Here is a 25,219-nt window from a genome sequence, read left to right as displayed (position 1 = left end):
CGACATCCACCCTACAGGGAGACAAGGTGAACCATGCATGAACTGATACTCGGCGGTGCCCGTTCCGGCAAAAGCCGTCTGGCCGAGCGGCTGGCGGCCGAGTCCGGCCTGGCGGTGACCTATATCGCCACCAGCCAGGCGCTGGATGGCGAGATGGATGCGCGTATCCAGCATCACCGCGAACGTCGTCCGGCGCACTGGGGTCTGGTGGAAGAACCTTTGGCCCTGGCCCGGGTATTGTGCGAGCAGGCCGCCGCGGATAAGTGTTTGCTGATCGATTGTCTGACCCTGTGGCTGACCAATCTGTTAATGCTGGATGACTTATCGCGCTTAAGTGCCGAGCGCGATGCCGTGCTCGAATGCCTGGTCGATCTGCCGGGGCGGGTTATTCTGGTCAGCAATGAAACCGGTTTGGGTGTGGTGCCGCTGGGCGAGCTGACCCGGCGTTATGTCGACGAGGCGGGCTGGCTGCATCAGGCCCTGGCCGAGCGCTGTGAGCGTGTGGTGTTTACCGTGGCGGGTTTGCCGATGGTTCTCAAGGGGAGTGCGCTATGAGTGAGCAATGGTGGCAACAGGGCTGTCAGGCGCTGGATATGCCCGCGCGCAACAAGGCGCAGGCGCGCCAGCAGCAGCTGAGCAAACCGGCCGGCTCGCTCGGCCAGCTGGAGCAGTTGGCGATTGACCTGGCGGCGATGCAAGGCAGCCAGCGGCCGCAAGTCGAGCAACTGTGGATCAGCATATTTGCCGGCGACCATGGCGTGGTCGCCGAAGGTGTATCTGCGTTCCCCCAGGCGGTTACCGGGCAGATGTTGCGCAACTTTGTCAGCGGTGGTGCGGCTATCAGCGTTTTGGCCAAACAGCTGGGCGCGACGCTTGAAGTGATCGACCTGGGCACCGCGCTGCCGCTGGAGCCGCTGCGTGGTGTGCGTCATCTACATATTGGCGAGGGTACGCAGAATTTCGTCCAGGGCCCGGCGATGACTGCCGCGCAGTTACTGCTGGCCCTGGATGCCGGCCAGGCCAGCGTGCAGCGCGCCCGTGAAGCCGGCAGCCAGCTGTTTATCGGCGGCGAGATGGGCATCGGCAACACCACCGCGGCCACGGCCATGGCTTGCCTGCTGCTGGAGTGTCCGGCGCGGGAGCTGGTCGGCCCTGGTACTGGCCTGGACAGCGCGGGCGTGGCGCATAAAGCCGAGGTGATCGAGGTCGCGCTGGAGCTGCATCGCCCGGCGATCAGCGAGCCCATCGACATCTTGCAACGCCTCGGCGGCTTCGAGATTGCCGCGCTGAGCGGTGCCTATCTGGCCTGCGCGCAGCAGGGCATTACCGCCCTGGTGGATGGTTATATCTGCAGCGTTGCCGCCTTGCTGGCGGTACAGCTGAATCCGGCTTGCCGTGAATGGCTGCTATTTGCCCACACTGGCGCGGAGCCCGGCCATCAGCGGGTGCTCAAGGTGTTGCAGGCCGAACCGCTGCTCGATCTGGGCCTGCGCCTGGGCGAGGGCAGTGGTGCCGCCTTGGCCGTGCCGCTGCTGCAACTGGCCTGCAGCCTGCACAACGATATGGCCACCTTTGCCGAGGCGGAGGTGGCCGAGCGCCCTGCATGACGGTCTATCTGGAACTGCTACGCCACGGTGAAACCGAGCTGGGCGGTGGCCTGCGCGGTAGCCTCGACGATGCCCTGACCGAAACCGGTTGGGCGCAGCTGCGCGCGGCGGTGGCTGACGGCAGCCGCTGGGATCGGCTGATCAGTTCGCCCTTGCAGCGCTGCGCACGCTTTGCCGAGGAGCTGGCGACGCAGCACGGCGTGCCGCTTAGCCTGGAGCCCGATCTGCAGGAACTGCATTTCGGTGCGTGGGAAGGGCGCAGTACCGCCGAACTGATGCAGACCAGTGCCACCGAACTCGGCCGTTTCTGGAGCGATCCCTACGGCTTTACCCCGCCCGAAGGCGAGACGCTGCTGGCCTTCGAGGCGCGGATATTGGGCGCATTGCAACGTTTGCAGGCACGCCATGCCGGCGAGCGCTTGCTGCTGGTGACCCATGGCGGGGTAATTCGCCTGCTGTTGGCCCGCGCCCGTGGCTTGCCGCGCAATGATCTGCTGCAGGTGGCGGTGGGCCATGCCGAGCGTTATCAGCTATGCCTGGATAAACAGGGCGAACTCCGGGAGTTGAGATGACGCCCTGGTGGATCGCCCTGCAGTTTCTTACCCGCCTGCCGGTGACCCTGGCCGGCATGCCGACGCCTGAGCAGATCGGCCGCTCGCTGCTGTTCTATCCGCTGGTGGGGCTGTTGATCGGCCTGTTGCTGCTCGCCGCGCAGCAACTGCTGGGCGATAGCGCCGTGCTGCTGCAGGCGGCGTTATTGCTGACCTTGTGGGTGGGCATCAGCGGTGGCCTGCATCTGGATGGCCTGGCTGATAGCGCAGATGCCTGGGTCGGCGGCTTTGGCGATACACAGCGCACCCTGGCCATTATGAAAGACCCGCGTAGCGGGCCGATTGCGGTGGTGGTGCTGGTACTGCTGCTATTGCTCAAGTTTGCCGCGCTGGTGGCCTTGCTGGAAAGCGGCTCAGGGTTGTTGCTGTTATTGGTGCCCTGGCTGGCGCGTTGCCTGTTACCGCTGCTGTTTCTTACCACCCCCTATGTGCGGGCCGGTGGCCTGGGTCAGGCCCTGGCCGAGCATCTGCCGCGTCGGCAGCTGCCCTGGGTGCTGGTCGCTAACGTTGCGCTTATGGTGCTGCTGGGCTGGCCGGCGTTGCTCGCCTTGCTGGTGGCTGGTGGGATTTTCCTCTGGCTGCGCAGCATGATGCTCAAGCGCCTGGGCGGCACCACCGGCGATACCGCCGGGGCGCTGCTGGAAATAGCCGAATGCGCCGTGCTGCTGGCCCTGGCCCTGGCAGGCCGTTGACAAGCGAGCTGGGTTGCCCGGCTTCTTGAAAAGATAAGGGCGCTTAAAACAGGCTCGGCTGCCTCGCCCAGATTCTTCAACGGCCTGTTGGTAAACGACTCAGGTGGCCATGCTGATGGCCTCGCATTCCTCCACGCAACGCTGGCAGACCTGGGCGCACTGCTGGCAGTGCTCGTGGCGATGCTTGGCGCATTCTTCCGCGCAGGCTTGGCAGACAATGGCGCAGAGTCGGCAAAATTCGTCGACCAGGGCGCTCTCGCGAGCCATCAGGGTTTCGGCCAGGCGGCAGATGTCTGCACAGTCGCGATCGAGTTTGATGCAGTTGGCCATCATCGCTACATCCTCTTCCTGCAGGCAGGCCGACGCACAGACCTCGCAGGCGATAACGCAGGCGCTGCAGGCTTGGATGCAGGAAGCATATTTGGGCGGGGTCATGGCGAACTCCTTTAAATCAGCTGGGGATATCGGTTGACCGGCCCTGGCAATCCTATGTTCAGTTTTTTGCCGATGTTCCGGCACCCTTTCGCCAGTCGGTTTTACCCGGCGATATCCACCCGCGCTTGTAGCAGACGGTGCGCGAAGGTCGCATGCAGGCCCTGGGCGGCAGCCTGGCTGGGGAGAATCTGCTGCTGGTCAGCCACCGCCGCCTCGACTATGTCTTCGCTCACCACTGGCCGCAATTGCTGACGTTCTTGCGCCAGCGGGCCAGCGCCACAGCATCGATCTTCGACTAGAGTCGCCTTGCCCCGGGCGCTGCTGCGGGGCAATCTGTGCGGCTCGGTAAATGGCCCGGAGGCCGCTCCATGAAAACATTGGCACGCAGCAGCCTATGGCTGCTGTTAGGCGGCTCGCTGATCCTGGCGCTGTCGCTGGGCATTCGTCACGGCTTTGGCCTGTTTCTGCCGCCGATGAGCGCCGAGTTTGGCTGGGGGCGTGAGGTGTTTGCCTTCGCCATTGCCTTGCAGAACCTGATCTGGGGCCTGACTCAGCCCTTTACCGGGGCGCTGGCCGACCGCTTCGGAGCCCGCCGCACGGTAATTGTCGGCGGCGTGTTGTATGCCATCGGTCTGGGTTGCATGGGCCTGGCCGACTCGCCGCTGAGCCTGTCCCTGAGCGCCGGGCTGTTGATCGGTATCGGCCTGTCCGGCACCTCGTTTTCGGTGATTCTCGGTGCGGTTGGCCGCGCCGTGCCGATGGAAAAACGCAGCATGGCCATGGGCATCGCTGCTGCGGCCGGCTCCTTCGGCCAGTTCGCCATGTTGCCCGGGACCCTGGGGCTGATCGGCTGGCTCGGCTGGTCAGCGGCGCTGCTCGCCCTGGGCCTGCTGGTGGCGCTGATCGTGCCGCTGGCGGCGATGCTCAAGGACAATCCGCTGCCGCTGCTGGGTCACGAACAGACCCTGGGCGAGGCCCTGCGTGAAGCCTGCAGCCATTCGGGTTTTTGGCTGCTGGCCCTGGGCTTTTTCGTCTGCGGCTTCCAGGTGGTGTTTATCGGCGTGCACCTACCGGCGTTTCTGGTCGATCAGCACCTGCCGGCGCTGGTCGGTACCACGGTGCTGGCGCTGGTTGGCCTGTTCAATATCTTCGGCACCTATATCGCCGGCTGGCTTGGCGGGCGCATGTCCAAGCCGCGTCTGCTCAGTGCCCTGTACCTGACTCGGGCGCTGGTGATCAGCGCCTTTGTCATGGCTCCGCTGACGGTGTGGAGTGCCTATGCCTTCGGTATCGCCATGGGCCTGTTGTGGCTGTCTACGGTGCCTTTGACCAATGGCACGGTGGCAACGATGTTCGGCGTGCGCAATCTGTCGATGCTCGGTGGCATCGTCTTCCTCTTCCATCAGCTGGGGGCCTTTCTCGGCGGCTGGTTGGGCGGTTATCTGTTCGACCGCACCGGCAGCTATGACCTGGTCTGGCAGATCGCCATTGTCCTCAGCCTGCTGGCGGCGGCGCTGAACTGGCCGGTGCGCGAGCAGCCGGTGGCGCGCCTGCGTAACCAGGGGGTAGCGGCATGATGCGCAAGCATTACCTGAGCGCCCTGGCGGCACTGGCGGCTTTACTCTGCCTGGGGCTGTTGTGGTGGGCCTGGCGGCAGAGTGGGTTAGCTTTTTTGCAGCTGGGCATAGGCGTGTGCTGAGCCGGCTGCTGTGTCGTCAGTCCATAGCGTTTTGTTACCAGGCGAAAATTGCCGCCTGCCTGTCCGGCGAGTAGCCTGAATTTCTTCCACTCTCGAGGTGTCTGCCATGCTGCGCTCCCTTGTTCTGAGCACCATGCTCCTGGCCTTGTCCGCGCCGGCCCTGGCGGCTGATTGTCCAGCGTTGCTGCAGGGCGAGCTGCCGAAGCTGCGCAGCCAGGAGCGGATCGACCTCTGCGGCCAGTTTGCCGGCAAGCCGTTGCTGGTGGTCAATACCGCCAGCTTCTGTGGCTTTACTCCGCAGTTCAAAGGGCTGGAGGCGCTGTACCAGCGCTACAAGGGGCAGGGTCTGGAGGTGCTGGGCGTGCCCTCGGATGATTTCCGCCAGGAAGCCGACAGCAGCGAGGAGACCGCCAAGGTCTGCTACGTCAATTACGGCGTGACCTTCAGCATGAGTGAAACCCAGCCGGTGAGCGGCGAGCAGGCCATCCCGTTGTTCAAGGAGCTGGCCGCGCAGAGCCAGGCCCCGCGCTGGAATTTCAGCAAGTACGTGGTGGATGCCCAGGGCAGGGTGATCGCCAGTTTCTCCAGTAGCACCCTGCCGGATGATCCCAAGTTGATTGCCGCGGTCGAGCAGGCCATCGCTTCGCAACCCTGACTCACCCATCTGGGCGATGGTTGGGCCCCGCACGCCTCCTTAAAGTGTTGTCACGCCGGACGCAGTTACCCGGCGTGCCCACAATAAAAACAAGGAGGCACCCATGCGTCGCGTTATTTCAACTGCTCTCGCTGCCTGCGCCCTGCTCGGCGCAGTCGAAGCCCAGGCAAACTACACCCAGACTAAATACCCCATCGTGTTGGTGCACGGGGTGACTGGCTTCAACACCATCGGCGGTCTGATCAACTACTTCCATACCATTCCCTGGAACCTCGAGCGTGATGGGGCCAAGGTCTATGTCGCCAGCGTTTCGGCGCTCAACGACAGCGAGCAGCGCGGTGCTGCGCTGGCCCAGCAGATCGTGCCCTGGGCCGGTGCCAACGGCGGCAAGGTCAACCTGATCGGCCACAGCCAGGGTTCGCCAACCTCGCGCGTCGCGGCCTCGCTGCGGCCGGATCTGGTCGCCTCGGTGACCTCAATCAACGGCGTCAACAAGGGCTCCAAGGTGGCCGACGTATTGCGCGGTGCGATTCCGCCCAACAGCGTCATCGAAGGCGGTGCCAATGCCCTGGCCAACGCCTTGGGCGCGATGATCAATCTGCTGTCCGGCAGCAGCAACCCGCAGAGTGGCATCGACGCCCTGAAAACCCTGACCACCGCCGGCACCGCCGCGCTCAACAGTCGCCACCCCTGGGGCGTGAACAACAGCAGCTACTGCGCCAAGTCCACCGAAGTGCATAACGTGCGCGGGCACAGCATTCGCTACTTCTCCTGGACCGGTAACACCTCCTACACCAACGTTTTCGATGCGGTCGATCCGTTCCTGGCCATCACCGGCCTGGCTTTCGGCAGCGAGAAAAACGATGGCCTGGTCGGCGTCTGCTCCACCTACCTGGGCCAGGTGCTGGGCGACAACTACAACATGAACCATGTGGATGCGATCAACCACCTGTTCGGCATCCGTGGCTGGACCGAGCCAGTCTCGCTGTATCGTCAGCATGCCAACCGCTTGAAGAACAAAGGCGTCTGACCGGTTGTTGCGGGCCGCAGCATGCGGCCCGCCTTGGAGCCTGCCGGGCTTTCCCGCAGTAGGACAGCGTTAAGTCCGACAGGCTCCTAGGAGGTGCCATGCCCTTTCCCTCGCGTCATATTCTTCTGTTGTTGGTCGCCGTGCTGTGCGTCGGCGGCTTGACCCTCTACTGGCAATGGTCGGAGCCTGCCCCCGTGGCTCGGCTTGCCGAACCCCAGCCCACCCCCGCAGCCAGTGCCGACAGCCTGCCTAGCCCCTTGCTGGCATCCGCCGCGCCGGCCACTGTGGTTTCGCCTGCTGCCGCGCAACTGCCCGGGTTGCAGGGTACCGAAGTGGACGGCGAGCTAGGCAGCGACAGTGCCGGCAATCTGCGCCTGAACCTTGGGGTGCGCGACTATTTCGATTACTTCCTTAGCGCCGCCGACAGCGCCGGGCTGGATGCGGCCGTCGAAGCTATGCTGGCCGATGCCAGCCAGCGTTTGGCGGAGCCGGCCCTGGGGCAGTTTATCGGCCTGCTGGGCGACTATATGGATTACAAGCGCGCCAGCCTGGCGCTGCTCGAACAACCGCTGAGTGCTGCCGAGCAGGCACAGCCGCAGTCACAGCTGGCCGCCCTGCAGCAGGCATTCGACAAACTGGCCGAGCTGCGCCGTGGGCATTTTTCCACGGCCGCGGTGGAGGCCCTGTTCGGCGCCGAAGAAGCCTATGCCCGCTACACCCTGGATAACCTGGCTCTGCTCACCCGCGAAGATCTTAGCGATGAGGGCAAGGCCCAGGCCCAGTTACGCCTGCGCGAGCAGCTGCCGGCGGCCATGCGCGCCAGTGAGGAGCGCCACAGCCAGGCGCAGGCGCAACAGGCGCGCAGCGAGCAGCTGTGGCAAGAGGGCGCGAGCGAGGAGCAGGTGCGCCAGTTCCTCGCCTTGACCTATGATCCACCCACGGTCGAGCGCTTGCTCGACGAGCAGCGCAACGAGCGGGCCTGGCAACAACGCTATGGCCAGTACCAAGAGGAACTGGCCAGCCTGCAAGGCAATGGCCTGAGCCCTGCGGATCGGCAGCGCGAGCAGCAGCGTTTGCGCCAGCGATTATTCAGCGCCGAAGACCAGCATCGGGTGGAAACCTATGACGCCATTGCCGTCAAACAGCAGGACAGCGAAACCTCGGGGTTGTAAGCCCAGGGCGAACCCCGGAGCCCCATGGGCATGACCCCGGAGCAGGAAGAGCGCCTGCTGCTGGCGCAGCAGCGCCGCGGCTACAGCCGTCTGTGCTTTGTGCCGGAGCTGGAAGAAGGCTTCGTTAGCCATCGAGTGCAGCGTATTCGCCGCCGCCTGCTGTTGATCGTCAGCACCGCGCTGATCTTCCAGCTGCTCTACTGCGTCCTCGATCTGCTGTTTCTGCCCCTGGCGGTGGGCCTGGCCAGCGTGCCGGTGCGGCTGTTTGCGATGCTCGGCGTGGTGCTGGGCTTTCTCTATTGTCGGCGTGCGCAAAGCGACCCGCGCCTCAGCCTACTGGCCTATGCCGCCGCCTACGGGCTCAACGGGGCCAGCGTGGTGGTGGTCATCTATGTCTGCTGGGGCATGGGCGTGCCCATACCCTACGACGGCCTGTTTCTGGTGCTGATGTTCGGCTATGTGCTGCTGGGGGTGTCGTTTCGGGCCGTCAGCGCCGCGGCCTGGGGTATCTGCGCGCTGTTTCTCGGCCTCGGCCTGCTGCTGACCGAGGCCGGTTCGGAGCTGGCCTACCAGGGCCTGTTTCTGATCTGCGCCAACCTGATCGGCAGTATCGGTGCCTATTTGCAGGAGCATGGCCAGCGCGGGGCCTGGCTCAACCTGCGTCTGCTCGACCTGGCCCGTCAGCGGGCCGAGGCCGATGACGCGCGCAAGCTGCGCCTGCTCGCCGCCGCTAGCCACGACCTGCGTCAGCCGCTGAATGCCATGGGCCTGTATGCCCAGCACCTGCTGGAGCAGAGCCAGGAGGCCGGCACGCAGCGCATCAGCAGTCGCCTGGCGACCTCGGTGGAGCAACTCAGTCGCCTGCTGCAGTCGTTGTTCGATTACAGCCGCATGACCCTGCCCGGTGGGGTGCAGGTCAAGCTCGAGGTGGTCGCCCTGGCACCGCTGCTGGCACGCCTGAGCGAGGAAAGCCGGGCCGAGGCCCAAGCCCAGGGCGTCACCCTGCAGCTGCAGTGCGAGGAACTCTGGGTGCACAGCGATCCGCTGCTGCTGGAACGGGTGCTGCGCAACCTGCTGGCCAACGCTTTGCGCCACGCCCAGGCACGTCAGGTCTGGTTGCGCGCACGGGCAGAGGGGGGCGAGGTGCTGCTTGAAGTGGGCGACGATGGTCGCGGCCTGAGCGTGGAACAGCAGGACCGGGTGTTCGAGGAATTTCAGCAGCTGGATAACCCCGGGCGCAATGCCGAGCGCGGCCTGGGCCTGGGGCTGGCCATCGTCAAACAGCTGGCCGAGCTGCTTGAGCATCCGCTGCGGCTGCATTCCAGCCCCGGTCAGGGCGCGCGCTTTGTGCTGCAGCTGCCGCGCGCCGAGGCGGGCGAGCGGCAGGCAACGCAGGTGGCGGTGGCGGCCCCGAGTGGGCGGATATTGCTGCTGGAAGACGACGGGGCCGGGCGCGAAGCGCTGGCCGGGCTATTGCGACGCTGGGGTTGCGAGGTCTGGGCCTGCGCCGACCTTGAGGCTGCGCTGTTGTGCCTGGACGAGGCGCAGCCGCAGTTATTGATCAGCGATTTCCGCCTGGCGGCGAAGGAGGATGGCCTGTCCGCCATCGAGCGCCTGCGCGAAGAGGCGGGGCTGATGTTGCCGGCGCTGCTGATCACCGCCGATATCAGCAGCCAATTGCAGGAGCGCTGCCTGCCGGCGCATATCACCCTGCTCGGCAAACCCTTGTTGCCGGCGCGCCTGCGCCAGGCCCTGGCGGTGCTGCTGCCGGCGCGTCAGGCGGCTCGCGGCGAAACCGCAACGGACCCTATAGCCAGCCGCGCTGACGCGCCGCACTGACGCAGGCGGTGCGGGTGTGCACGTCGAGTTCCTGGAACAGGGTCTTGAGGTGGGTCTTGACCGTGTCCTCGGCCACCCCCAGTTGCCGGCCGATCGACTTGTTCGGCAGGCCATCGGCGAGTAACCGCAGAATTTCCATCTGCCGTGGCGTCAGCTGAGCCTTTTCGGCCCCGGCGGGAGCGGGCAGGGTTTCCCCCAGCAGTACGCGGGTCACGGCCTGACGCAGTTCGTTACTGTTGGCGCTTTTCGGGATAAAGCCCAGGGCTCCGGCGGCCAGTGCGGCCTGGGCGTCCAGGTTGGAGTCGCTGGCACTGAGAATCGCCACCGGGGTCATGCGGCCCTGTTGTTGCCAGCGTTGCAGCAACTCCAGGCCGGGCATATCGGGCAGGCGCAGGTCCAGCAGGATCAGATCGAAATCGGCGTGCTGCAGGCAGGTTTCTGCGGCGGCGGCGGTTTCTGCGGTATGAATCTGCAGGTCGGCGCAAAGCGGGGCGAGGGCCAGGCTGAGGCCATCGAGAAAGATCCTGTGGTCATCCACCAGCAGCAGGCAGAGCCGCTCTGGCAGGGCAGTACAGAGTGCAGTCATGGTTGTCTCACGCGGCATTTTTATAATTGTCATCGCTGCGCGAGTGTACCCCAAAGGCCGTGCCGAATTAGAAGCGGTACGTCACTTGTGTGCCCAGACCATGGGCGGTGTTTTTGTAGGTTGCGCGGTAGTCGCCCCTTTCGATATCGGTGTCGTCTTCCATCAGGTAGGAATAGGCCAGATCGATGGTCATATCATCGTTCGGGCTCCAGGCCGTGCCCAGGCTGAGGATGGTGCGGTCGCCGGTGGGGATGCGTGGCGAACGGTCGACATTGTTGGTCGGTGACTGGTCCACGGCAAGGCCGGCGCGCAGGGTCCATTGTGGGTTCAGCTTGTAGGCGGCACCCACGGCGTGGGCCCAGGTGTCGTGCCAGTTCTGCGGCTCGCTGATGCTGCTGAGGTTGCCTGCCAGCAAGCCACCTACACCGTTGTTATCGGCGCGGATTTCTTCCAGGCGGCTCCAGCGGGTCCAGGTGCTGCCGGCGTACAGGGTCCAGTCGGCATTCAGCTCATGGGTTACCGAGAAATCCACCGATTCCGGGGTGGTCAGCTCCAGTGACGCATCGTAGCTGCCGGCGGAAGAACCAATCACGAAGCCCGGGCCGGACACTGTGGTGTCACCCTTCAGGCGGTAATCCACCTTGGAGTGGTAGGTCAGGCCGAAACGGGTTTGCGGGGTGATTTCAAACAGCACGCCGACGTTGTAGCCCAGCGCGGTGTCATCGCCCTTGATTTCGACCTTGCCGTCACCCGCGCCGGGAATCGGGTTGTTGATGGCCGAGGTCAGCTCGCCGTCGATGCGGTTGATGGTCGGGCCGAAACCGATCGACAGTTGCTCGTTGAAGCGATAGCTCAGGGTCGGCTGCAGGGTCACCACCCGCACTTCGCTGCGGTCGCCGTGGTAGCGGCCCTGGAAGTTGCGCTCGTAATCGGTCACCAAGCCAAACGGCACGTACAGGCCCAGGCCGAAGCTCCAGTTGTCGTCCAGCGGTTTGACGTAATAGCCCATGGGCGCGCCGATAAACGGCACCATATCGCCGTCATTGCTGCCGCGGGTGGAGCCACTGGCGTTGTCGATATCGGTTTTTGCGTGGATCAGGGCAATGCCGCCGCTGACTTGTTCGCGCTTGATGCGCGCCATGCCGGCCGGGTTGCCGAATACGGTGCTGGCGTCATCGGCCGAGGAGGAGCGGCCGGCGAAGGCGGTGCCCATGTTGCTGACGCTTTGTTCGTTGATGGCAAAACCACTGGCAAAGCCATGGCTGGTGGCAGAAGCAAGGGCAAGGGACAGGCAGGTCTTGACGACTTTTCTGGTCACGGACGTAGTCACGGAGGACTCCTAGGTTTTAGCGGGGGCGGAAACTAACAACTTTTCCTGACCCTTGCCAAGCCTTTGAAGTTCCCGAGATAGAGCGGTTATGCCTTTAACATGCGGCTATTTTCTGCTAACTGCAGTTAAGTTGTCGGACAATCACGGTCGCTGTCCAGGCTTCAGGCCACCTGGCTGACGCGGCCGATATAGCGTTGCCAGGCGGCGATAAAGTCCCGCGGCCGGCCCTGAGGTCTGAAGACCCGCTGCCATATCTGGGCCATGCCAAGCAGATCGTCGGCGGCGGGCAACTCGCTGCTGTCCGTCTCGATCAGCATCCAGGCAATGGCTGTGGCATAGCGCAGGTTGACGGTCAGCTCCAGGTGCGGGGCGGCAAGAAAGGCATGCTGGCTGGCCAGCCCCCTGATCCGGCTGGCCAGGTCCGGGTCGCGGGCCAGGTGCAGGTCCCAGAGCTGCTGGTGGCGCAGGGCGGCAATGCGGTAGAGGCCGTGGCCGTGCTTATCATCGAGTCCCGCGCCCAGCCCGGATTGGCTGGCGGCGGCACCCAGGAGCAGGGCTTCGGCGGCGCTGGAATGGCGGCCCAGGTAGATCAAGGTGGGCCGAATAACGTACTGACTGAACTCGCAGGCGGCAATTCCCATATAGCCCTCGCGACAGGTAGCCGATGGGGCCGGGGCGCTGGCAGCGTCTTAGTTGTTGTGAAAAGGCCCCACCGGAAGCGGGTTTAGCCGCTTGTGTTGAAGTCTAGTGCGACCTTTGCACTGTAAAGGGCTGTTTTTAAATTGTTTTCAGCTTTCGGTTATTGCCTATATTCCAGTTGGTGCTTAGGCCCCAGCCGGGCTCAGTCGCCAGTGGCCACCGGGCGGACTGGGTCGGTGATCCATTCGCTCCAGGAGCCGGCATACAACGGTGCCAGGGGGTAGCCCGCCAGGCACAGGGCGAACAGGTTATGGCAGGCGGTCACGCCCGAACCGCAGTAGGCCACCAGACCACTGGCCGGGCGTTCGCCCAATTGCGCGGCAAAGCGCTGATGCAGTTTTGTGCTGCTGAGGAAATGACCGTCGCTGTCGAGGTTGTCGGTAAACACCGCGCACTGGGCACCGGGTATATGCCCGGCGACTGGGTCGAGCGGTTCCACCTCACCCCTGAAGCGCGGCAGGGCGCGAGCATCGAGCAGGCACAATTGGCTATCGTGCAAACGCTGCTGCAGGTGCTCGGCATTGATCAGCAGGCTGGCATCGGGTTGGCCGCTAAAGCTTCCACTGTTGGGCGCGGGCAGGGCGTGGGTCAGCTCGCCACCGGCTTCGCGCCAGGCCTTCAAGCCACCGTCGAGCAGGTACACGCCCTCGCGTTTGCCCAGCCAGGCCAGCAACCACCAGGCGCGGGCGGCGAAGGCACCGGGGCCGTCGTCGTACAGCACCACCTCGCTGTCGTCGTTCAGGCCCCAGTCGCGCAGGCACTGCAGCAGTTGCGCGGGGTCCGGCAAGGGGTGGCGGCCGGTGATGCCTTTGTGGATCGGACCGGAGAGGTCGCGCTCCAGATCGGCGAACTGTGCGCCGGGGATATGGCCTTCGGCGTAGCTGCGCTGACCGTAGGCGCTGTTATCCAGGGCGAAGCGGCAATCGAGAATCAGCAGATCGGGTTGCGCCAGGCGCTGCTGCAGTTGCGAGGCGCTAAGCAATTGGGCGAGGGGCATGCCGGAGATCCTGTGGGCAAAGGGGCAGGTGGCATCATAAACCCAGCGCCTAGGCTATCGAGAAGCCTCAGTGGTAAGAATTTTTGCCGATGGGGCGCTGCAACTTGATCCATTTATGTGCATGCTGCCTGCCGTTTTTATCGACTCAGGCAGCAGCCCCCATGAAGCGTTTTGTATTGCTCGATACCGCCCCGATTCCCGATGGCTCCGGTGCATTGTGCCTGTTCGAGTACGGCGAGGATTTTGTGATCAAGATTGCCGGCGGCGATGGCGGTCAGTTGATGAACACCCGCATGCACGGCTCGGAAGATGCGCTGGCGGCGATTCCCTGCAAGAAGGTCGCCGGACGACCGGATTCGCGGGTGCTGATCGGCGGCCTGGGTATGGGCTTTACCCTGGCGGCGGCATTGCAGAACCTGGGTAAGACCGCCGAGGTGGAAGTGGCCGAACTGGTGCCAGGGGTGGTCGAGTGGAACCGCGGCCCGCTGGGTGCCAAAGCCGGTTATCCGATCCTTGATCCGCGCACCCGGGTGATTCAGGACGATGTCGCCAACTGCCTGAAAAACGCCGATCAGCGTTACGACGCGATCATGCTGGATGTCGACAACGGCCCCGAAGGCCTGACCCAGAAACGCAATGGCTGGCTGTATTCGGCCCAGGGCCTGCAGCGTTGCCACCAGGCGCTACGGGCCAAGGGTGTGCTGGCAGTCTGGTCGGCCAGCGCCGACCGGCAGTTTTCCGAGAAGGTGCGCAAGGCTGGTTTCAAGGTCGAGGAAGTGCAGGTCTACGCCCACGGCAACAAGGGCACCCGGCACACCATCTGGATCGCTGAGAAGCTTAAGTAAGCGGCCATGCACGATTTGCTGCAGAGGTTTTTCGCTTGTTGCGAGGCGGTGCTGCGCGGCGATGCGCAGATGCTCGACCAGCTGCGCGCCTACGGTTTTACCTGCGAGCCGGGCCACTGGACGTTCAGCCTGCCCGAGCTGCATCGCTATCTGACTGCGGGGCAGGAGGTGGATTACCGGCTCTGGCGCAAGCAGCTATTCGCCAGCGATCTCAACACGCGTCTGCGGGTGCTGGGTGCCGAGATCGCCATACTCGACAACTGCGGCAAGGTCGACGCCAGCCTGTATGGCCTGCGGTGCTTGCGTGCGTAGGAATGTCGCTGAGTAGGTTGGGTTAGCGGCGCTTATCGCGGCTTGAGCAGCGACATCGCCGTCGGACGCCGCGTAACCCAACAAGGTCGCTATGCGATGTTGTTGGTGAAAGGCGACAACGGTGGACAAGGCTTCGCCATGTCCACCCTACAAGAGCACGCCCGTAGCCCGGATAAGCCTTGGCGCAATCCGGGGGCGATTTGTGCGGCGATAGGCGTTCCCGGATTGCATCCGGGCTACAAAAGCGACTCAGCTCACCCGCTGTCCGCGGCCAAACAACCAGGCGCTGATCAGGCCAAGGGCGGCCCAGAACAGCGCGTTGACCAGCAACGAGGTGACGATAAAGTGCTGGCTCAGGGCTGTCGGAACCAGGCTTTCATGCACCTCTGGCTGCGGCGCGCCGACCATGTGCGGCAGGGGCAGCAAGAGCAGGCCGAGGAGTCGCAGCCACCACTGCCCGCCAAAGGCCAGCAAGGCCAGGCCGGCGGCGGTGGTAGCGGCTGTGCCGACCCACCAGTACTGGCGCAGCAACAGCTCGGCCGCAGCAGTGCCCGGCAATTCAGGCGGCAGGCCGATGGCCGGTGCCAGGCTGAAGGTGGCAAAACCTGCCAGCCCCCACAGCAACCCCTGCCAGATTCGGCCCGGCGCGCGCAGGCTGTAGAGGCCCGCGAGCATCAGGGCAAAGCCGACCGCCACCACCAGATTGCTTAGCCCGGTAAACAGGATGCGCTGGGCTCCGTCTTCGGGTGCCCAGGCGTCAGCGTCATGATGGTGCTCATGGGCAACCGCGCCGGGGGCATGGCTATGTTCGGCTACCGGCTCGGCGCTTTCATAGGTCTCCGCCTCAAGGATCAGCGGGGTGACCCACAGGCTCTGCAGCAGCGTCAGCAACAGGGCGGCCAGCAGCCCCGCAAAACCTGCGGTCTGGGCGATTCGTTTAAGCATGTCGAAAGCCTCAGTGGCAGGGGAAAGCGGCGCTGTGGCGGGCGTCGTGGGCGGCGTTATGCAGCACGTCCATCGGCGCGAAGCCGGCGCAGAAAATCAGTGCGCCGCCCAGCAGGCAGCTGCCGAGGGCAAGGATCAGACGTTGGGAGAGGGGCAGGGCGAGCGCGGGGCTGGCGGACAGCGTGCGGGTTGACATGTAAGAACCTTCCAGGGAGTCGAAAAACGGCGACGCGAGGAAGGGAAGCAGCACAAAAGCGGGGCGAGCGCGGACAGCGGAACAAACCCGATTTCGGCGCGCCCCGCCCACCGCAGGTTGCCAAACAGGTTTCAGGCCGGTCTCCGGGCTTGCGACTACTGTCGATTTGACAGTGGTTGGGGCAGCCTTCCCATGTCTGAGACACAGTGGCGATAACGACCCAAGTACGCTTACCGTTGCGGGGGCAGCGCCGGACTCGTTCAACCTTGCGGATCGAACCCACCGGCTTCCCGTTTCACCTCGCACACGCTGGTGCGAGACACCTGAAACAGGCCGCTAGCTGACCATGATGTGTTGGTTCCGTCAACCGCTGCGAATTGCTGGAAGGTGCCGACTGGGTTACCCTGCCGGCCAACGAACAGGTGCCCCGTGCGCAATCGCGCTACGGGCTGAAACGGGAAGTCCGGTGACCTCTGAGGTAATTCCTCGAGCATTCCGGCGCAGCCCCCGCTGCTGTAGAACCTGACGAAGCCGCAACACGCCACTGGGCCAACCGCCTGGGAAGGCGCGGACTTCGGATGAAGGTGAGCCAGAAGACCGGCCTGATCGAAACAAGGTGCGTACCCCGGGGTGTGGGTGGTTGCCGGTGCTGTTGCATGCCCGCGTTTCGGGCAGTTTTCCCTCAGTAGTCGTCATCAAGGTTCGATGCCTGTGCATCGCGCCAGCTCCCCGTGGTTGCACTATGCCGTCGCGCTTGCGCGAGGAATTTGCCATGGCCGATGTTCGGCCGGGGCTGGAGTGTGACTCATGATTGATGATGAGAAAAAACAGCGCCATGCCGAGCGCATGCAGCGCAAGAAAGCCGTGGTCGATGCCGGTATCGAAAAGGCCCAGGAAGAGCGCGGCATAGTCGTGCTGATCACCGGCAACGGCAAAGGCAAAACCACCTCGGCCTTCGGCACCCTGTACCGCGCCCTGGGCTATGGCCATCAAGTCGGCGTGGTGCAATTTATCAAGGGCACCCAGGCCTCTGGCGAAGTCACCTACCTGCGGCAGAACGCCGTGCAAGTCGCCTACCACGCGATGGCCACCGGCTTCACCTGGGACACACAGAACTGGGACGCCGACAAGGCCGCCGCGGATGAGGCCTGGGTGCATGCCGCACGCATGCTCGCGGACCCCAGCCTGAATCTGGTGCTGCTCGACGAGCTGACCTACATGCTCAAGTACAACTACCTGGATGCTGAGATGGTGATCGAGGCGATTCGCGCCCGCCCGGCCAGTCAGAGCGTGATAGTCACCGGCCGCGCGGCCAAGCCCGAGCTGATCGAACTGGCCGATACGGTCAGCGAAATCCGCGACGTCAAACACGCCTATAACGCTGGCGTAAAAGCCCAGGCCGGTATCGACTTCTGATGCTCCGCGCCTGCGCTCTGCTGCTGATGCTGTGTGCCCCGCTAGCCGGGGCCGCAGCGTTGCCGACTGTGGTTTCGACCAATCTCTGCGCCGATATGCTGGCGTTGAGCCTGGCCGCGCCCGCGCAGCTGCTCTCGGTGTCGCGCAAGAGCCAGGACCCACGCCAGTCTTCGATGGCCGAGCTGGCCCAGGAATTCCCGGCGAACGATGCCACGGCGGAAGAAATCATTGCTCTGCACCCGGATATCGTTCTCGCCTCGCGGCGCTGGCAGGCGCACAACCAGGCCGAGCTGCTGAGCCGCCACGGTATCAAGACGCTGGTGGTGCCTTACCCGACCACCTGGCAGCAGATATTCGACAGCACCAGCTGGGTTGCCGGGCAGATCGGCCGCGAGACTGCGGGCAGCGCACTGGTCGCCGATGTGCAGGCGCGCCTGGCGCGTTTGCAGCAGCGCCCGCGACCGCTCAGCGCGCTCTACCTGCGCGCCAACGGCGGCAGCGCCGGGGCCAATACCTACGTCGACACGGTGTTCCAGGCGGTGGGGTTGCGCAATCACCTGGCCAGCCTCGGCCGTTCCGGCTGGAGCCGTTATGCCCTGGAAGACCTGGTCGACAGCCCGCCGGACGTGTTTGTCAGCGCCGATATGTTGATCGACAACGGTTACGCCAAATCCGCCTATTCGCGCCATCAGCGTCTGCAACAACTGATGGCCACGCGCCCGGTGTTGCGCATCAGCGGCAACCGCTGGGGCTGCAGCGACTGGCAGTTGATCCATGCCGCCGAACAACTGGCCGCGCAGTTGGATGCGCTGAGCCTGGCTAGCAGGCCGTTGAAAAACGTAGGCGAGGCAGCCGAGGCGATACCGATGGCGGCCCCACAAAAACAGGCGAGGAAGGGGCTGGGGTTGCACTCGACTTTACGGGTTGTAAATGAGCATTACTCGCTCCGCTCGCCCTACGGGCCGCTGCTTCCGCGCGTTAGCCGCAAGCGGCTTGCCGAGCCTGTTTTTAACGACGCATCGGCAACGCAGGTAGTTTTTCAACAGCCTGCCAGTGGGGCGCAACCATGAGCCGGATTGCCCCGAGCCTGCTCAACTTGCTGCTGATGCTGGCCTTGCTGACACTGTTGCTGCTGTCGCTAAGCATCGGCTCGGTGCCGCTGGCCCTCGGCGATATCGGCCGCGCGCTGCTGTCCTCGGCGGCGGCCGGCGCGGATCTGGCCGATGTGCGGGTGCAGCAGCAGGTCATCGTCAACGAAATCCGTTTGCCACGGGTGCTGTTGGCGATCCTCGTCGGCATGTCGCTCGGCGCGGCCGGCGCTGCGCTGCAAGGCTTGTTGCGCAACCCGCTGGCCGAACCGGGGCTGCTCGGGGTCAGCTCCAGCGCCAGCCTGGGCGCGGTGCTCTGCCTGTATTACGGCTTGAGCAGCCTCAGCGCTTGGCTGGTGCCGCTGTCGGCGATGGGCTGCGCTGCGCTGACCACTCTGGTGCTGTACGCCATCGCTCGGCGCAGCGCGAGCAACCTGACCCTGATTCTTTCCGGCGTAGCGCTGTCGTCGCTGACCGCGGCGCTGACCTCGCTGGCGATCAACCTCGCACCCAATCCCACCGACGTGCAGGACATAGTGTTGTGGCTGATGGGCTCGCTGAGCGACCGCAGCTTCGCCGATATTCGCCTGTGCCTGCCGTTTATAGCCGCCGGCCTGTTGCTGCTGTTCGCCTGCGGCCCGCAACTCGATGCGCTGACTCTCGGCGAAGACGAAGCCAGCAGCCTGGGCGTCAACCTGCCGCGGCTGCGCGTGCAGATCATCGTCGGCACCGCGCTGTGCGTCGGTGCCAGCGTGGCGGTGACGGGTGCCATCGGCTTTATCGGCCTGGTGGTGCCGCACCTGCTGCGCAAGTGGGTCGCTTACCATCCCTCGCGCCTGCTGCTAAGCAGCGCCCTCGGTGGCGCGGTGTTGCTGCTGGCGGCGGATATTCTGCTGCGCCTGGTCAGCGGCGAGCAGGAACTGATGCTCGGGGTGGTTACGGCGATGATAGGCGCGCCGTTCTTTTTGCTGCTGGTGCTGCGTCAGCGGTTGGGGGCGGCATGCTGAGCCTGGAGCAGGTCTGCGTCGAGATCGACGGCCGGCGTCTGGTAGACCGGGTGTCGCTGGATCTGCGCCGCGGCGAACTGCTTGGTCTGATCGGGCCCAACGGTGCCGGCAAGAGCAGCCTGCTCAAAGCCCTGGCCCATCTGCTGCCGTACAAGGGCGAGATCCGCCTGGATGGCGAGCTGTTGAGCAGCCTGTCGCCGCGCCAGCGCGCCTTGCGCCTTGCCTACCTGGGCCAGGGCGATCAGAGCAGTTGGCCGCTGCGCCTGCGCGACTATGTCGCCCTCGGCCGCCTGCCGCACCGGGGTAACTGGGGCATATTGCAGCGCCTGGATGGAAGCGACCAGGTGGCCATCGATCAGGCGTTGGCGCAGATGCACCTGGGCGAACTGGCGCAGCGGCGTTTCGATCAGCTGTCCGGCGGCGAACGCGCCCGTGCGCGCCTGGCCCGCGCCCTGGCGGTCGGCAGCCCATTGTTGCTGGCGGACGAACCGGTGGCGGCGCTCGATCCCTTCCACCAGTTGAATGTAATGGAGCTGCTGCGCCAGCAATGCGCCCAGGGCAAGGCCGCGCTGGTGGTGCTGCACGACCTGACCCTGGCCAGCCGCTTCTGCGACCGCATTCTGCTGCTCGACCAGGGCCGGATGGTCGACTGCGGCACCACCCGCCAGGTGCTGACGCCGAAGAATCTACAGCAGGTCTATCAGGTTCAGGCGATGCTCGGCGAGCACCAGCAGCAGCGCTTCGTGCTGCCCTGGGCCTGCCGTCCGCAAACCCCGCAAACCCCGAAGTCTCAGGAACAGTTATGACCACCACGCTGCTGCTCTGCGAAACCTGCGGCACCGATGCTGCCGCGCCCAGCGCCGTGCGCAAAGGCGAGCTATTCGCCGCGGAGGTCGAGGGGCTGTTGCAGGAGCAACTTGCCACCGGCGCGCCGCCCTTATCGATTAAGCGCACGCGCTGCCTGATGGCCTGCCAACGGCATTGCACCGCGTTGCTGCAGGCCCCCGGCAAGATCGCCTATGTGCTCGGCGACTTTCAGCCCGAACGCGAAGCAGCCGAGGCGCTGCTCGACTACAGCCGCAAATACCAGCAGTCGGACAGCGGCCAGGTGCCGTTTCGTACTTGGCCGGCCGGTATCAAAGGCAAATTTATTGCCCGCATCCCGCCGCTCGAATAAGCGCGCAGACCCATAACCATCGGAGTATTTCCATGTCGGCCAAAATCCCCGTCACCATAGTCACCGGCTTTCTCGGCAGCGGTAAGACCACGCTGCTGCGGCATATTCTCGAGAACGCCAACGGCCGGCGTATCGCGGTGATCGTCAACGAATTTGGCGAGCTGGGCATCGACGGCGAGATTCTGCGTGGTTGCGGCATCGGCTGCGACGAGGACGGTCAGGAAGCGGCTGGCCAGCTCTACGAGCTGTCCAACGGTTGCCTGTGCTGCACCGTGCAGGAGGAGTTCTACCCGGTGATGCGCGAGCTGATCGAACGCCGTGGCGAGCTCGACCATATTCTTATCGAAACCTCAGGTCTGGCGCTGCCCAAGCCGCTGGTGCAGGCGTTCAACTGGCCGGAAATCAAGAATGCCTGCACCGTCGATGCGGTGGTGACCCTGGTCGACGTGCCGGCCACCGCCGCCGGCCTGTTCGCCGCCAACCCGCAGGCGGTCGACGAGCAACGCCGCGCCGATCCCAACCTGGATCACGAATCGCCGCTGCACGAGCTGTTCGAGGACCAACTGCTGGCCGCCGACCTAGTGGTGCTGAGCAAGACCGATCTGGTCGATGCCGCCGCTGTCGAGCGGGTTATCGCCCTGGTGCGCGAGGAACTGCCGGCCCAGGTCAAGGTGCTGGCCAGCGACCGTGGCCGCCTCGACCTCGACCTGATCCTCGGCCTGTCCCATGCTTCGGAAGAGAGCATCCACCTGCGCGAAAGCCATCACGATCACGGCGACGACGAGGAACACGAGCACGACCATGACCAGTTCGATTCGGTGGTGGTCAAGCTGCCGTTGGTGGATCGCGAGCGCCTGCTGGCCTGCCTGCAAGCGCTGGTCGAGCAGCACAGAATCTTCCGCATCAAGGGCTTCGTCGCCCTGGCGGACAAACCCATGCGCCTGGTGGTGCACGGCGTCGGCCAGCGTTTCGACAGCTATTTCGACCGCCGCTGGCAGCCCGGTGAAACGCCGAGCACCCATCTGGTGTTGATCGGCCAGGAGCTGGATGCACCGCTATTGACCCGCGCCCTGCAAGCCGCCCTGATCGAGGCCTAAGCGATGCACATGTTGTCGGCGCTGCCCGGTGGTTATATCGACGAAAGCGGGGCGACCATCACCGTGGTCGAACAGGACCCGGCGGATATCATCATCCTCAGCGCCGCCGACACCACCCTGGCGTTGCTGGCCGCCGCCCATCCGCAGGCCCAGCCCGGCGGCGCGGCGCTGGCCTATCCGTCGGTACGCCTGACCAATCTGCTGCATCTGCGGCAGAACGCTTCCATCGACCTGTATCTGGATCAGGTGCTGCAATACGCCAGGCTCATAGTCATCGATCACCTGGGCGGCGAAAGCTACTGGCCCTACGGCACCGAGCAGGTGGTCGCGCTGTGCCGGCGCAAGGGCATCGCCCTGGCGATGTTCTCCGGCGATATGCAGGAGGACCCCAACCTGACCCGCCAGAGCACGGTGGACGCCGATTGTTGCCACAGCCTCTGGCGCTACCTGCGCGAAGGCGGCGCAGCCAATGCCTGCGAGCTCTACCGTTTTATAGGCGCGCGCTTCTTCGATTTGCCCATGCAGGCAAGGCCACCGAGGCCCTTGCCGCCGGTGGCGGTGTTCCATCCGCAGCAGGCCGATGCCTCGGTCGATAGCTGGCGCGAGCAATGGACTGCAGGCGCGCCCTGCGTGCTGGTGCTGTTCTATCGGGCGCATCTGCAGGCCGGCAACACCCGGGTGTTCGCCGAGCTGTGTACGGGTTTGCTGGCCGAGGGGCTCAATCCGCTGCCGCTTGCGCTGCTGTCGCTAAAGGACGGGCTGTGCCTGCAGACCTTGCGCGAGCTGTGCGTCGAGCATCAGGTGGCGCTGATCCTTAACACCACGGCGTTTTCCCAGTCGGCCATGGACGACCCCGGCGATCACGCCCTGGCCGGCGATATTCCGGTGCTGCAGCTGATCCTCTCCGGCGGCAATGAGCAGAGCTGGCGCGCCGATCCCCAGGGCCTGCAACCGCGGGATATGGCCATGCACGTGGCGCTGCCGGAAGTGGACGGGCGCATTATCAGCCGCGCCATCAGCTTCAAGGGCCTCGGCCAGCGCTGCGAACTGACCCAGAGCGATGTGGTGCAGTACCAGGCGCTGAGCGACCGTATTGCCTTTGTCAGTCAGCTGGCGCGGCGCTGGTGCCGGTTGCGCAGCCTGGCCAACCCGGACAAGCGCTTGGCCCTGGTGCTGGCCAACTACCCGACCCGCGAAGGCCGTCTGGGCAACGGCGTCGGTCTGGATACCCCGGCCTCGGTGATCGAAATCCTTCGCCGCCTGCAACAGCAGGGTTATGGCGTCGACGAGATACCTGCGGACGGCGACGCTCTGATGCGCCTACTCAAGCAGGGCGTGACCAACGACCCCGAGCAATGGGCACTGCGTCCGGCGAGGCAAAGCCTGGCGTTGGACGATTATCTGGCGTTTTTTGCCACGCTGCCTCAGGCCAACCGCGAGGCCATCACCGAGCGCTGGGGCGCGCCGGAGCAGGACCCGATGCTGCGCCAGGGCCGTTTTATGATCGCCGGCGTGCGTCTCGGCCAGGTGTTCGTCGGCATCCAACCGGCGCGCGGCTACCAGCTCGACCAGAAGGCCAACTACCATGACCCGGACCTGGTGCCGCCGCATTTCTACCTGGCGTTCTACCTGTGGTTGCGGCAGAGCTGGGCCAGCGACGCCATTGTGCATGTCGGCAAGCACGGCAATCTGGAGTGGCTGCCGGGCAAGAGCGTGGCGCTTAGCGAGCAGTGCTGGCCGGAGCTGATCTTTGGCCCCATGCCGCACCTCTATCCCTTTATCGTCAACGATCCGGGCGAGGGCACCCAGGCCAAGCGCCGCGCCCAGGCGGTGATCATCGACCACCTGATGCCGCCGCTGACCCGCGCCGAAAGCTACGGGCCGACCCGCGACCTGGAGCGCCTGGTCGATGAATTCTATGAAGCGCTGAGCCTCGACCCGCGCCGCGCCACCTTGCTGCGCAAGCAGATTCTCGCGCTGATCGTGCAGCACAACCTGCACGCCGATCTGGGCCTCGAAGCGCCAGCCGACGAAGAACAGGAGCAATTGCTGCTTAACCGCACGGATAGTTATCTGTGTGAACTTAAGGAAAGCCAGATCCGCGATGGCCTGCATATTTTCGGCCTGTCGCCGCAGGGTCGCCTGCAACGCGACACCTTGCTGGCCCTGGCCCGTCATGGGGTTGGCGATGGCCTGGGCAGCAATGCCAGCCTGGTGCGCGCGCTGGCCGAGGACCTGTTGGCGGATGCCGGTTTCGACCCGTTGGACGCCGATTGGGCGCTGCCCTGGCAGGGCGCGCGGCCCGCGGCGCTGGCGGCGCTTAGCGAAAGGCCCTGGCGCACACTCGGCGATTGCCGCGAGCGTATCGAACTGCTGGCGTTGCAACTGCTGGAACAGGGCCTGTCCGATGCGAACTGGCCCTGTACACGTCAGGTGATGCAGCGGGTCGAGGACGACCTGCGCCCACGTCTGCTGGCCTGCGGTGAGCAGGAACTGTATCAACTCTGCCGCGGCCTGGCCGGGCGTTTTGTGCCGCCGGGGCCGAGTGGCGCGCCGTCGCGTGGGCGGCCGGACGTGCTGCCGACCGGGCGTAACTTCTTCTCGGTGGACACGCGGATGATCCCCACGCCGACCGCCTGGGCCCTGGGGCAGAAATCCGCGGCGCTGCTGGTCGAGCGTTTCGTTCAGGATCACGGCGACTACCCGCGCAGCATCGGCCTGTCGGTATGGGGCACCGCGACCATGCGCACCGGTGGCGACGATATCGCCCAGGCCTTCGCCCTGCTCGGGGTGCGGCCGAAGTGGGCCGACGGCAGCCACAGGGTCAGCGATTTCGAGGTGTTGCCGGCCAAGCGCCTGGACCGCCCACGGGTCGACGTGACTCTGCGTGTCTCGGGTTTTTTCCGCGATGCCTTCGCCAATGTGATGCAGATGTTCGACGCCGCGGTGCAGCGGGTCGCTGAGCTGGACGAACCCGAAGAGGTCAACCCGATCCGCGCGCGCATCCTCCGTGAGAGCGCCGAACTGCAAGCCCAGGGCCTGGACGCGCAGAGCGCGCGCCAGCAGGCCGGTTTCCGCGTCTTTGGTGCCAAGCCCGGTGCTTATGGTGCCGGCTTGCAGGGTTTGATCGACTCGCGCGACTGGCAGGACGACAGCGACCTGGCCCGCGCCTACCTCAACTGGGGCGGCTACGCCTATGGGCAGAAGGTTTACGGCGAGGATCGCCGCGATACCTTCGCCCAGCGCCTGACGCAGATCCAGGCGGTGGTGCAGAACCAGGACAACCGCGAACACGACCTGCTCGACTCCGACGACTACTACCAATTTCAGGGCGGCATGGCCGCCGCAGTGCGCCATTACAGCGGCCAGCAGCCGAGCCTGCTGTTCGGCGACCACAGCAACCCGCAGGCACCGCGCATCCGTTCCCTGGCCGAGGAAATCAGCCGGGTAATGCGCGCGCGGGTGAGCAATCCCAAGTGGATCGACGGGGTCAAGCGCCACGGCTACAAGGGTGCCTTCGAGATGGCGGCGACCGTGGATTATCTGTTTGCCTTCGACGCCACTACCGGCGTGGTGCGCGACGATCAGTACGCCAGTGTGACCGACGCCTACCTGAACGACCCGGCGACCCGCGAGTTCCTCCAGCAACACAACCCCGACGCCCTGCTGGAAATCAGCGAGCGTCTGCTCGAGGCGATCCAGCGCGGTCTGTGGCAAACGCCGGGCGACTACCTCGAGCAGATCGAACAGCACCTTTTGGCCGCCGAACAGCAATTGGAATAAG

General features: G+C 64.8%; 27 protein-coding genes and 2 riboswitches. Of the genes, 19 read left to right on the top strand and 8 right to left on the bottom strand.

All coding sequences use genetic code 11. From position 1 onward, the window contains the following. The first annotated feature begins 33 nt into the window (after window positions 1-33). From cobU to VMP31_RS17920, 4 genes are read left to right on the top strand one after another with little or no spacing between them, the layout of a single operon-like run. Window positions 34-555: a bifunctional adenosylcobinamide kinase/adenosylcobinamide-phosphate guanylyltransferase gene (cobU, locus tag VMP31_RS17935; protein ID WP_325509065.1), complete on the top strand. Its 522-nt coding sequence runs from the start codon at window positions 34-36 to the stop codon at window positions 553-555. Beyond that, entirely contained in the window at window positions 552-1,607 is a 1,056-nt protein-coding gene (gene cobT, locus VMP31_RS17930; RefSeq protein WP_325509064.1) for a nicotinate-nucleotide--dimethylbenzimidazole phosphoribosyltransferase, read from the top strand. The genes cobU and cobT overlap by 4 nt, the downstream gene beginning before the upstream one ends. After that, window positions 1,604-2,179, top strand: coding sequence for an alpha-ribazole phosphatase family protein (cobC, locus tag VMP31_RS17925; RefSeq protein ID WP_325509063.1), 576 nt, complete (start codon window positions 1,604-1,606; stop codon window positions 2,177-2,179). The genes cobT and cobC overlap by 4 nt, the downstream gene beginning before the upstream one ends. Then, window positions 2,176-2,910, top strand: coding sequence for an adenosylcobinamide-GDP ribazoletransferase (locus tag VMP31_RS17920; RefSeq protein ID WP_325509062.1), 735 nt, complete (start codon window positions 2,176-2,178; stop codon window positions 2,908-2,910). The genes cobC and VMP31_RS17920 overlap by 4 nt, the downstream gene beginning before the upstream one ends. Window positions 2,911-3,009: 99 nt before the next feature. Here the strand turns inward: VMP31_RS17920 and VMP31_RS17915 are convergent, their stop codons facing one another. Continuing rightward, the gene (locus VMP31_RS17915; protein ID WP_325509061.1) at window positions 3,010-3,345 is read right to left on the bottom strand and encodes a four-helix bundle copper-binding protein; all 336 of its coding nucleotides are present in this window, start codon (window positions 3,343-3,345) and stop codon (window positions 3,010-3,012) included. A gap of 101 nt (window positions 3,346-3,446) precedes the next feature. Beyond that, window positions 3,447-3,578, bottom strand: coding sequence for a hypothetical protein (locus VMP31_RS17910; protein WP_325509060.1), 132 nt, complete (start codon window positions 3,576-3,578; stop codon window positions 3,447-3,449). Between the two features lie 135 nt (window positions 3,579-3,713). Between VMP31_RS17910 and VMP31_RS17905 the strand changes: the two genes are divergently transcribed. From VMP31_RS17905 to VMP31_RS17880, 6 genes are all read left to right on the top strand, one after another. Continuing rightward, on the top strand, window positions 3,714-4,922 hold the full coding sequence (locus VMP31_RS17905) for an MFS transporter (RefSeq protein WP_414705472.1): 1,209 nt from the start codon (window positions 3,714-3,716) through the stop codon (window positions 4,920-4,922). Then, window positions 4,919-5,044 carry a hypothetical protein gene (locus VMP31_RS17900; protein WP_325509482.1) on the top strand — a complete coding sequence of 42 codons (126 nt, stop codon included), beginning with the start codon at window positions 4,919-4,921 and terminating at the stop codon, window positions 5,042-5,044. The genes VMP31_RS17905 and VMP31_RS17900 overlap by 4 nt, the downstream gene beginning before the upstream one ends. A 106-nt stretch (window positions 5,045-5,150) precedes the next feature. Next, window positions 5,151-5,699, top strand: coding sequence for a glutathione peroxidase (locus tag VMP31_RS17895; protein WP_325509059.1), 549 nt, complete (start codon window positions 5,151-5,153; stop codon window positions 5,697-5,699). Window positions 5,700-5,802: 103 nt separating this feature from the next. Further along, a complete protein-coding gene (locus VMP31_RS17890) occupies window positions 5,803-6,729 on the top strand; it encodes a triacylglycerol lipase (protein ID WP_325509058.1) in 927 nt (308 codons plus the stop codon). A gap of 98 nt (window positions 6,730-6,827) precedes the next feature. After that, window positions 6,828-7,901: a lipase secretion chaperone gene (locus VMP31_RS17885; RefSeq protein ID WP_325509057.1), complete on the top strand. Its 1,074-nt coding sequence runs from the start codon at window positions 6,828-6,830 to the stop codon at window positions 7,899-7,901. Window positions 7,902-7,925: 24 nt separating this feature from the next. Continuing rightward, window positions 7,926-9,740, top strand: a complete 1,815-nt coding sequence (locus VMP31_RS17880) for a hybrid sensor histidine kinase/response regulator (RefSeq protein WP_325509056.1) — start codon at window positions 7,926-7,928, stop codon at window positions 9,738-9,740. Here VMP31_RS17880 and VMP31_RS17875 read toward each other — a convergent pair. From VMP31_RS17875 to VMP31_RS17860, 4 genes are all read right to left on the bottom strand, one after another. Beyond that, window positions 9,709-10,326 carry a response regulator transcription factor gene (locus VMP31_RS17875; RefSeq protein WP_325509055.1) on the bottom strand — a complete coding sequence of 206 codons (618 nt, stop codon included), beginning with the start codon at window positions 10,324-10,326 and terminating at the stop codon, window positions 9,709-9,711. The two genes, VMP31_RS17880 and VMP31_RS17875, sit on opposite strands and share 32 nt — an antisense overlap. 67 nt (window positions 10,327-10,393) lie before the next feature. Further along, window positions 10,394-11,644 (bottom strand): OmpP1/FadL family transporter, encoded by a 1,251-nt coding sequence (locus VMP31_RS17870; protein WP_325509467.1) that lies wholly within the window; start codon window positions 11,642-11,644, stop codon window positions 10,394-10,396. Between the two features lie 173 nt (window positions 11,645-11,817). Beyond that, window positions 11,818-12,297 (bottom strand): hypothetical protein, encoded by a 480-nt coding sequence (locus tag VMP31_RS17865; RefSeq protein ID WP_325509054.1) that lies wholly within the window; start codon window positions 12,295-12,297, stop codon window positions 11,818-11,820. A 200-nt stretch (window positions 12,298-12,497) separates the two neighbouring features. Beyond that, a complete protein-coding gene (locus tag VMP31_RS17860; RefSeq protein WP_325509053.1) occupies window positions 12,498-13,352 on the bottom strand; it encodes a sulfurtransferase in 855 nt (284 codons plus the stop codon). Window positions 13,353-13,513: 161 nt separating this feature from the next. Between VMP31_RS17860 and VMP31_RS17855 the strand changes: the two genes are divergently transcribed. After that, entirely contained in the window at window positions 13,514-14,197 is a 684-nt protein-coding gene (locus VMP31_RS17855; protein WP_325509052.1) for a spermidine synthase, read from the top strand. A 6-nt stretch (window positions 14,198-14,203) separates the two neighbouring features. After that, complete coding sequence (locus tag VMP31_RS17850) at window positions 14,204-14,509, top strand: hypothetical protein (RefSeq protein ID WP_325509051.1); 306 nt, start codon at window positions 14,204-14,206, stop codon at window positions 14,507-14,509. A gap of 249 nt (window positions 14,510-14,758) precedes the next feature. Here VMP31_RS17850 and VMP31_RS17845 read toward each other — a convergent pair whose 3' ends face one another. Beyond that, window positions 14,759-15,454: a CbtA family protein gene (locus VMP31_RS17845; protein ID WP_325509050.1), complete on the bottom strand. Its 696-nt coding sequence runs from the start codon at window positions 15,452-15,454 to the stop codon at window positions 14,759-14,761. Window positions 15,455-15,464: 10 nt separating this feature from the next. Beyond that, window positions 15,465-15,650 carry a CbtB domain-containing protein gene (locus VMP31_RS17840; RefSeq protein ID WP_325509049.1) on the bottom strand — a complete coding sequence of 62 codons (186 nt, stop codon included), beginning with the start codon at window positions 15,648-15,650 and terminating at the stop codon, window positions 15,465-15,467. Between the two features lie 117 nt (window positions 15,651-15,767). Next, window positions 15,768-15,992: riboswitch (cobalamin riboswitch) on the bottom strand. A 61-nt stretch (window positions 15,993-16,053) separates the two neighbouring features. After that, window positions 16,054-16,270, top strand: a riboswitch (cobalamin riboswitch). A gap of 187 nt (window positions 16,271-16,457) precedes the next feature. Between VMP31_RS17840 and cobO the strand changes: the two genes are divergently transcribed. The 7 genes from cobO to cobN are packed head-to-tail and all read left to right on the top strand — an operon-like array spanning window position 16,458 to window position 25,218. Next, the gene (gene cobO, locus VMP31_RS17835; RefSeq protein ID WP_325509048.1) at window positions 16,458-17,066 is read left to right on the top strand and encodes a cob(I)yrinic acid a,c-diamide adenosyltransferase; all 609 of its coding nucleotides are present in this window, start codon (window positions 16,458-16,460) and stop codon (window positions 17,064-17,066) included. Beyond that, the gene (locus tag VMP31_RS17830) at window positions 17,066-18,136 is read left to right on the top strand and encodes an ABC transporter substrate-binding protein (protein ID WP_325509047.1); all 1,071 of its coding nucleotides are present in this window, start codon (window positions 17,066-17,068) and stop codon (window positions 18,134-18,136) included. Before cobO ends, VMP31_RS17830 begins: the two co-directional genes overlap by 1 nt. Then, window positions 18,133-19,161, top strand: coding sequence for an iron ABC transporter permease (locus VMP31_RS17825; protein WP_325509046.1), 1,029 nt, complete (start codon window positions 18,133-18,135; stop codon window positions 19,159-19,161). Before VMP31_RS17830 ends, VMP31_RS17825 begins: the two co-directional genes overlap by 4 nt. Continuing rightward, on the top strand, window positions 19,155-19,967 hold the full coding sequence (locus VMP31_RS17820) for an ABC transporter ATP-binding protein (protein WP_325509045.1): 813 nt from the start codon (window positions 19,155-19,157) through the stop codon (window positions 19,965-19,967). Before VMP31_RS17825 ends, VMP31_RS17820 begins: the two co-directional genes overlap by 7 nt. Next, window positions 19,964-20,338, top strand: a complete 375-nt coding sequence (locus VMP31_RS17815; protein WP_325509044.1) for a DUF1636 domain-containing protein — start codon at window positions 19,964-19,966, stop codon at window positions 20,336-20,338. Before VMP31_RS17820 ends, VMP31_RS17815 begins: the two co-directional genes overlap by 4 nt. 32 nt (window positions 20,339-20,370) lie before the next feature. After that, window positions 20,371-21,435 carry a cobalamin biosynthesis protein CobW gene (cobW, locus tag VMP31_RS17810; RefSeq protein ID WP_414705471.1) on the top strand — a complete coding sequence of 355 codons (1,065 nt, stop codon included), beginning with the start codon at window positions 20,371-20,373 and terminating at the stop codon, window positions 21,433-21,435. A 3-nt stretch (window positions 21,436-21,438) separates the two neighbouring features. Beyond that, window positions 21,439-25,218, top strand: coding sequence for a cobaltochelatase subunit CobN (cobN, locus tag VMP31_RS17805; protein ID WP_325509043.1), 3,780 nt, complete (start codon window positions 21,439-21,441; stop codon window positions 25,216-25,218). Window position 25,219: the final 1 nt, after the last annotated feature.

It is taken from the genome of Pseudomonas sp. (assembly GCF_035512415.1).
Taxonomy (GTDB): domain Bacteria; phylum Pseudomonadota; class Gammaproteobacteria; order Pseudomonadales; family Pseudomonadaceae; genus Aquipseudomonas.
Note: the sequence above shows the minus strand (reverse complement) of the source record. Positions and strands in the feature narration are given on the sequence as shown.

Coding starts and splice junctions, on each gene's coding strand:
- VMP31_RS17890 (WP_325509058.1), top strand. CDS start 5,803: ATGCGTCGCGTTATTTCAACTGCTCTCGCTGCCTGCGCCCTGCTCGGC.
- cobU (WP_325509065.1), top strand. CDS start 34: ATGCATGAACTGATACTCGGCGGTGCCCGTTCCGGCAAAAGCCGTCTG.
- VMP31_RS17845 (WP_325509050.1), bottom strand. CDS start 15,454: ATGCTTAAACGAATCGCCCAGACCGCAGGTTTTGCGGGGCTGCTGGCC.
- VMP31_RS17905 (WP_414705472.1), top strand. CDS start 3,714: ATGAAAACATTGGCACGCAGCAGCCTATGGCTGCTGTTAGGCGGCTCG.
- VMP31_RS17915 (WP_325509061.1), bottom strand. CDS start 3,345: ATGACCCCGCCCAAATATGCTTCCTGCATCCAAGCCTGCAGCGCCTGC.
- VMP31_RS17895 (WP_325509059.1), top strand. CDS start 5,151: ATGCTGCGCTCCCTTGTTCTGAGCACCATGCTCCTGGCCTTGTCCGCG.
- VMP31_RS17820 (WP_325509045.1), top strand. CDS start 19,155: ATGCTGAGCCTGGAGCAGGTCTGCGTCGAGATCGACGGCCGGCGTCTG.
- VMP31_RS17855 (WP_325509052.1), top strand. CDS start 13,514: ATGAAGCGTTTTGTATTGCTCGATACCGCCCCGATTCCCGATGGCTCC.
- VMP31_RS17815 (WP_325509044.1), top strand. CDS start 19,964: ATGACCACCACGCTGCTGCTCTGCGAAACCTGCGGCACCGATGCTGCC.
- VMP31_RS17900 (WP_325509482.1), top strand. CDS start 4,919: ATGATGCGCAAGCATTACCTGAGCGCCCTGGCGGCACTGGCGGCTTTA.
- cobC (WP_325509063.1), top strand. CDS start 1,604: ATGACGGTCTATCTGGAACTGCTACGCCACGGTGAAACCGAGCTGGGC.
- VMP31_RS17885 (WP_325509057.1), top strand. CDS start 6,828: ATGCCCTTTCCCTCGCGTCATATTCTTCTGTTGTTGGTCGCCGTGCTG.
- cobN (WP_325509043.1), top strand. CDS start 21,439: ATGCACATGTTGTCGGCGCTGCCCGGTGGTTATATCGACGAAAGCGGG.
- VMP31_RS17840 (WP_325509049.1), bottom strand. CDS start 15,650: ATGTCAACCCGCACGCTGTCCGCCAGCCCCGCGCTCGCCCTGCCCCTC.
- VMP31_RS17920 (WP_325509062.1), top strand. CDS start 2,176: ATGACGCCCTGGTGGATCGCCCTGCAGTTTCTTACCCGCCTGCCGGTG.
- cobT (WP_325509064.1), top strand. CDS start 552: ATGAGTGAGCAATGGTGGCAACAGGGCTGTCAGGCGCTGGATATGCCC.
- VMP31_RS17850 (WP_325509051.1), top strand. CDS start 14,204: ATGCACGATTTGCTGCAGAGGTTTTTCGCTTGTTGCGAGGCGGTGCTG.
- VMP31_RS17825 (WP_325509046.1), top strand. CDS start 18,133: ATGAGCCGGATTGCCCCGAGCCTGCTCAACTTGCTGCTGATGCTGGCC.
- VMP31_RS17875 (WP_325509055.1), bottom strand. CDS start 10,326: ATGACTGCACTCTGTACTGCCCTGCCAGAGCGGCTCTGCCTGCTGCTG.
- VMP31_RS17865 (WP_325509054.1), bottom strand. CDS start 12,297: ATGGGAATTGCCGCCTGCGAGTTCAGTCAGTACGTTATTCGGCCCACC.
- VMP31_RS17860 (WP_325509053.1), bottom strand. CDS start 13,352: ATGCCCCTCGCCCAATTGCTTAGCGCCTCGCAACTGCAGCAGCGCCTG.
- cobW (WP_414705471.1), top strand. CDS start 20,371: ATGTCGGCCAAAATCCCCGTCACCATAGTCACCGGCTTTCTCGGCAGC.
- VMP31_RS17830 (WP_325509047.1), top strand. CDS start 17,066: ATGCTCCGCGCCTGCGCTCTGCTGCTGATGCTGTGTGCCCCGCTAGCC.
- cobO (WP_325509048.1), top strand. CDS start 16,458: ATGATTGATGATGAGAAAAAACAGCGCCATGCCGAGCGCATGCAGCGC.
- VMP31_RS17880 (WP_325509056.1), top strand. CDS start 7,926: ATGGGCATGACCCCGGAGCAGGAAGAGCGCCTGCTGCTGGCGCAGCAG.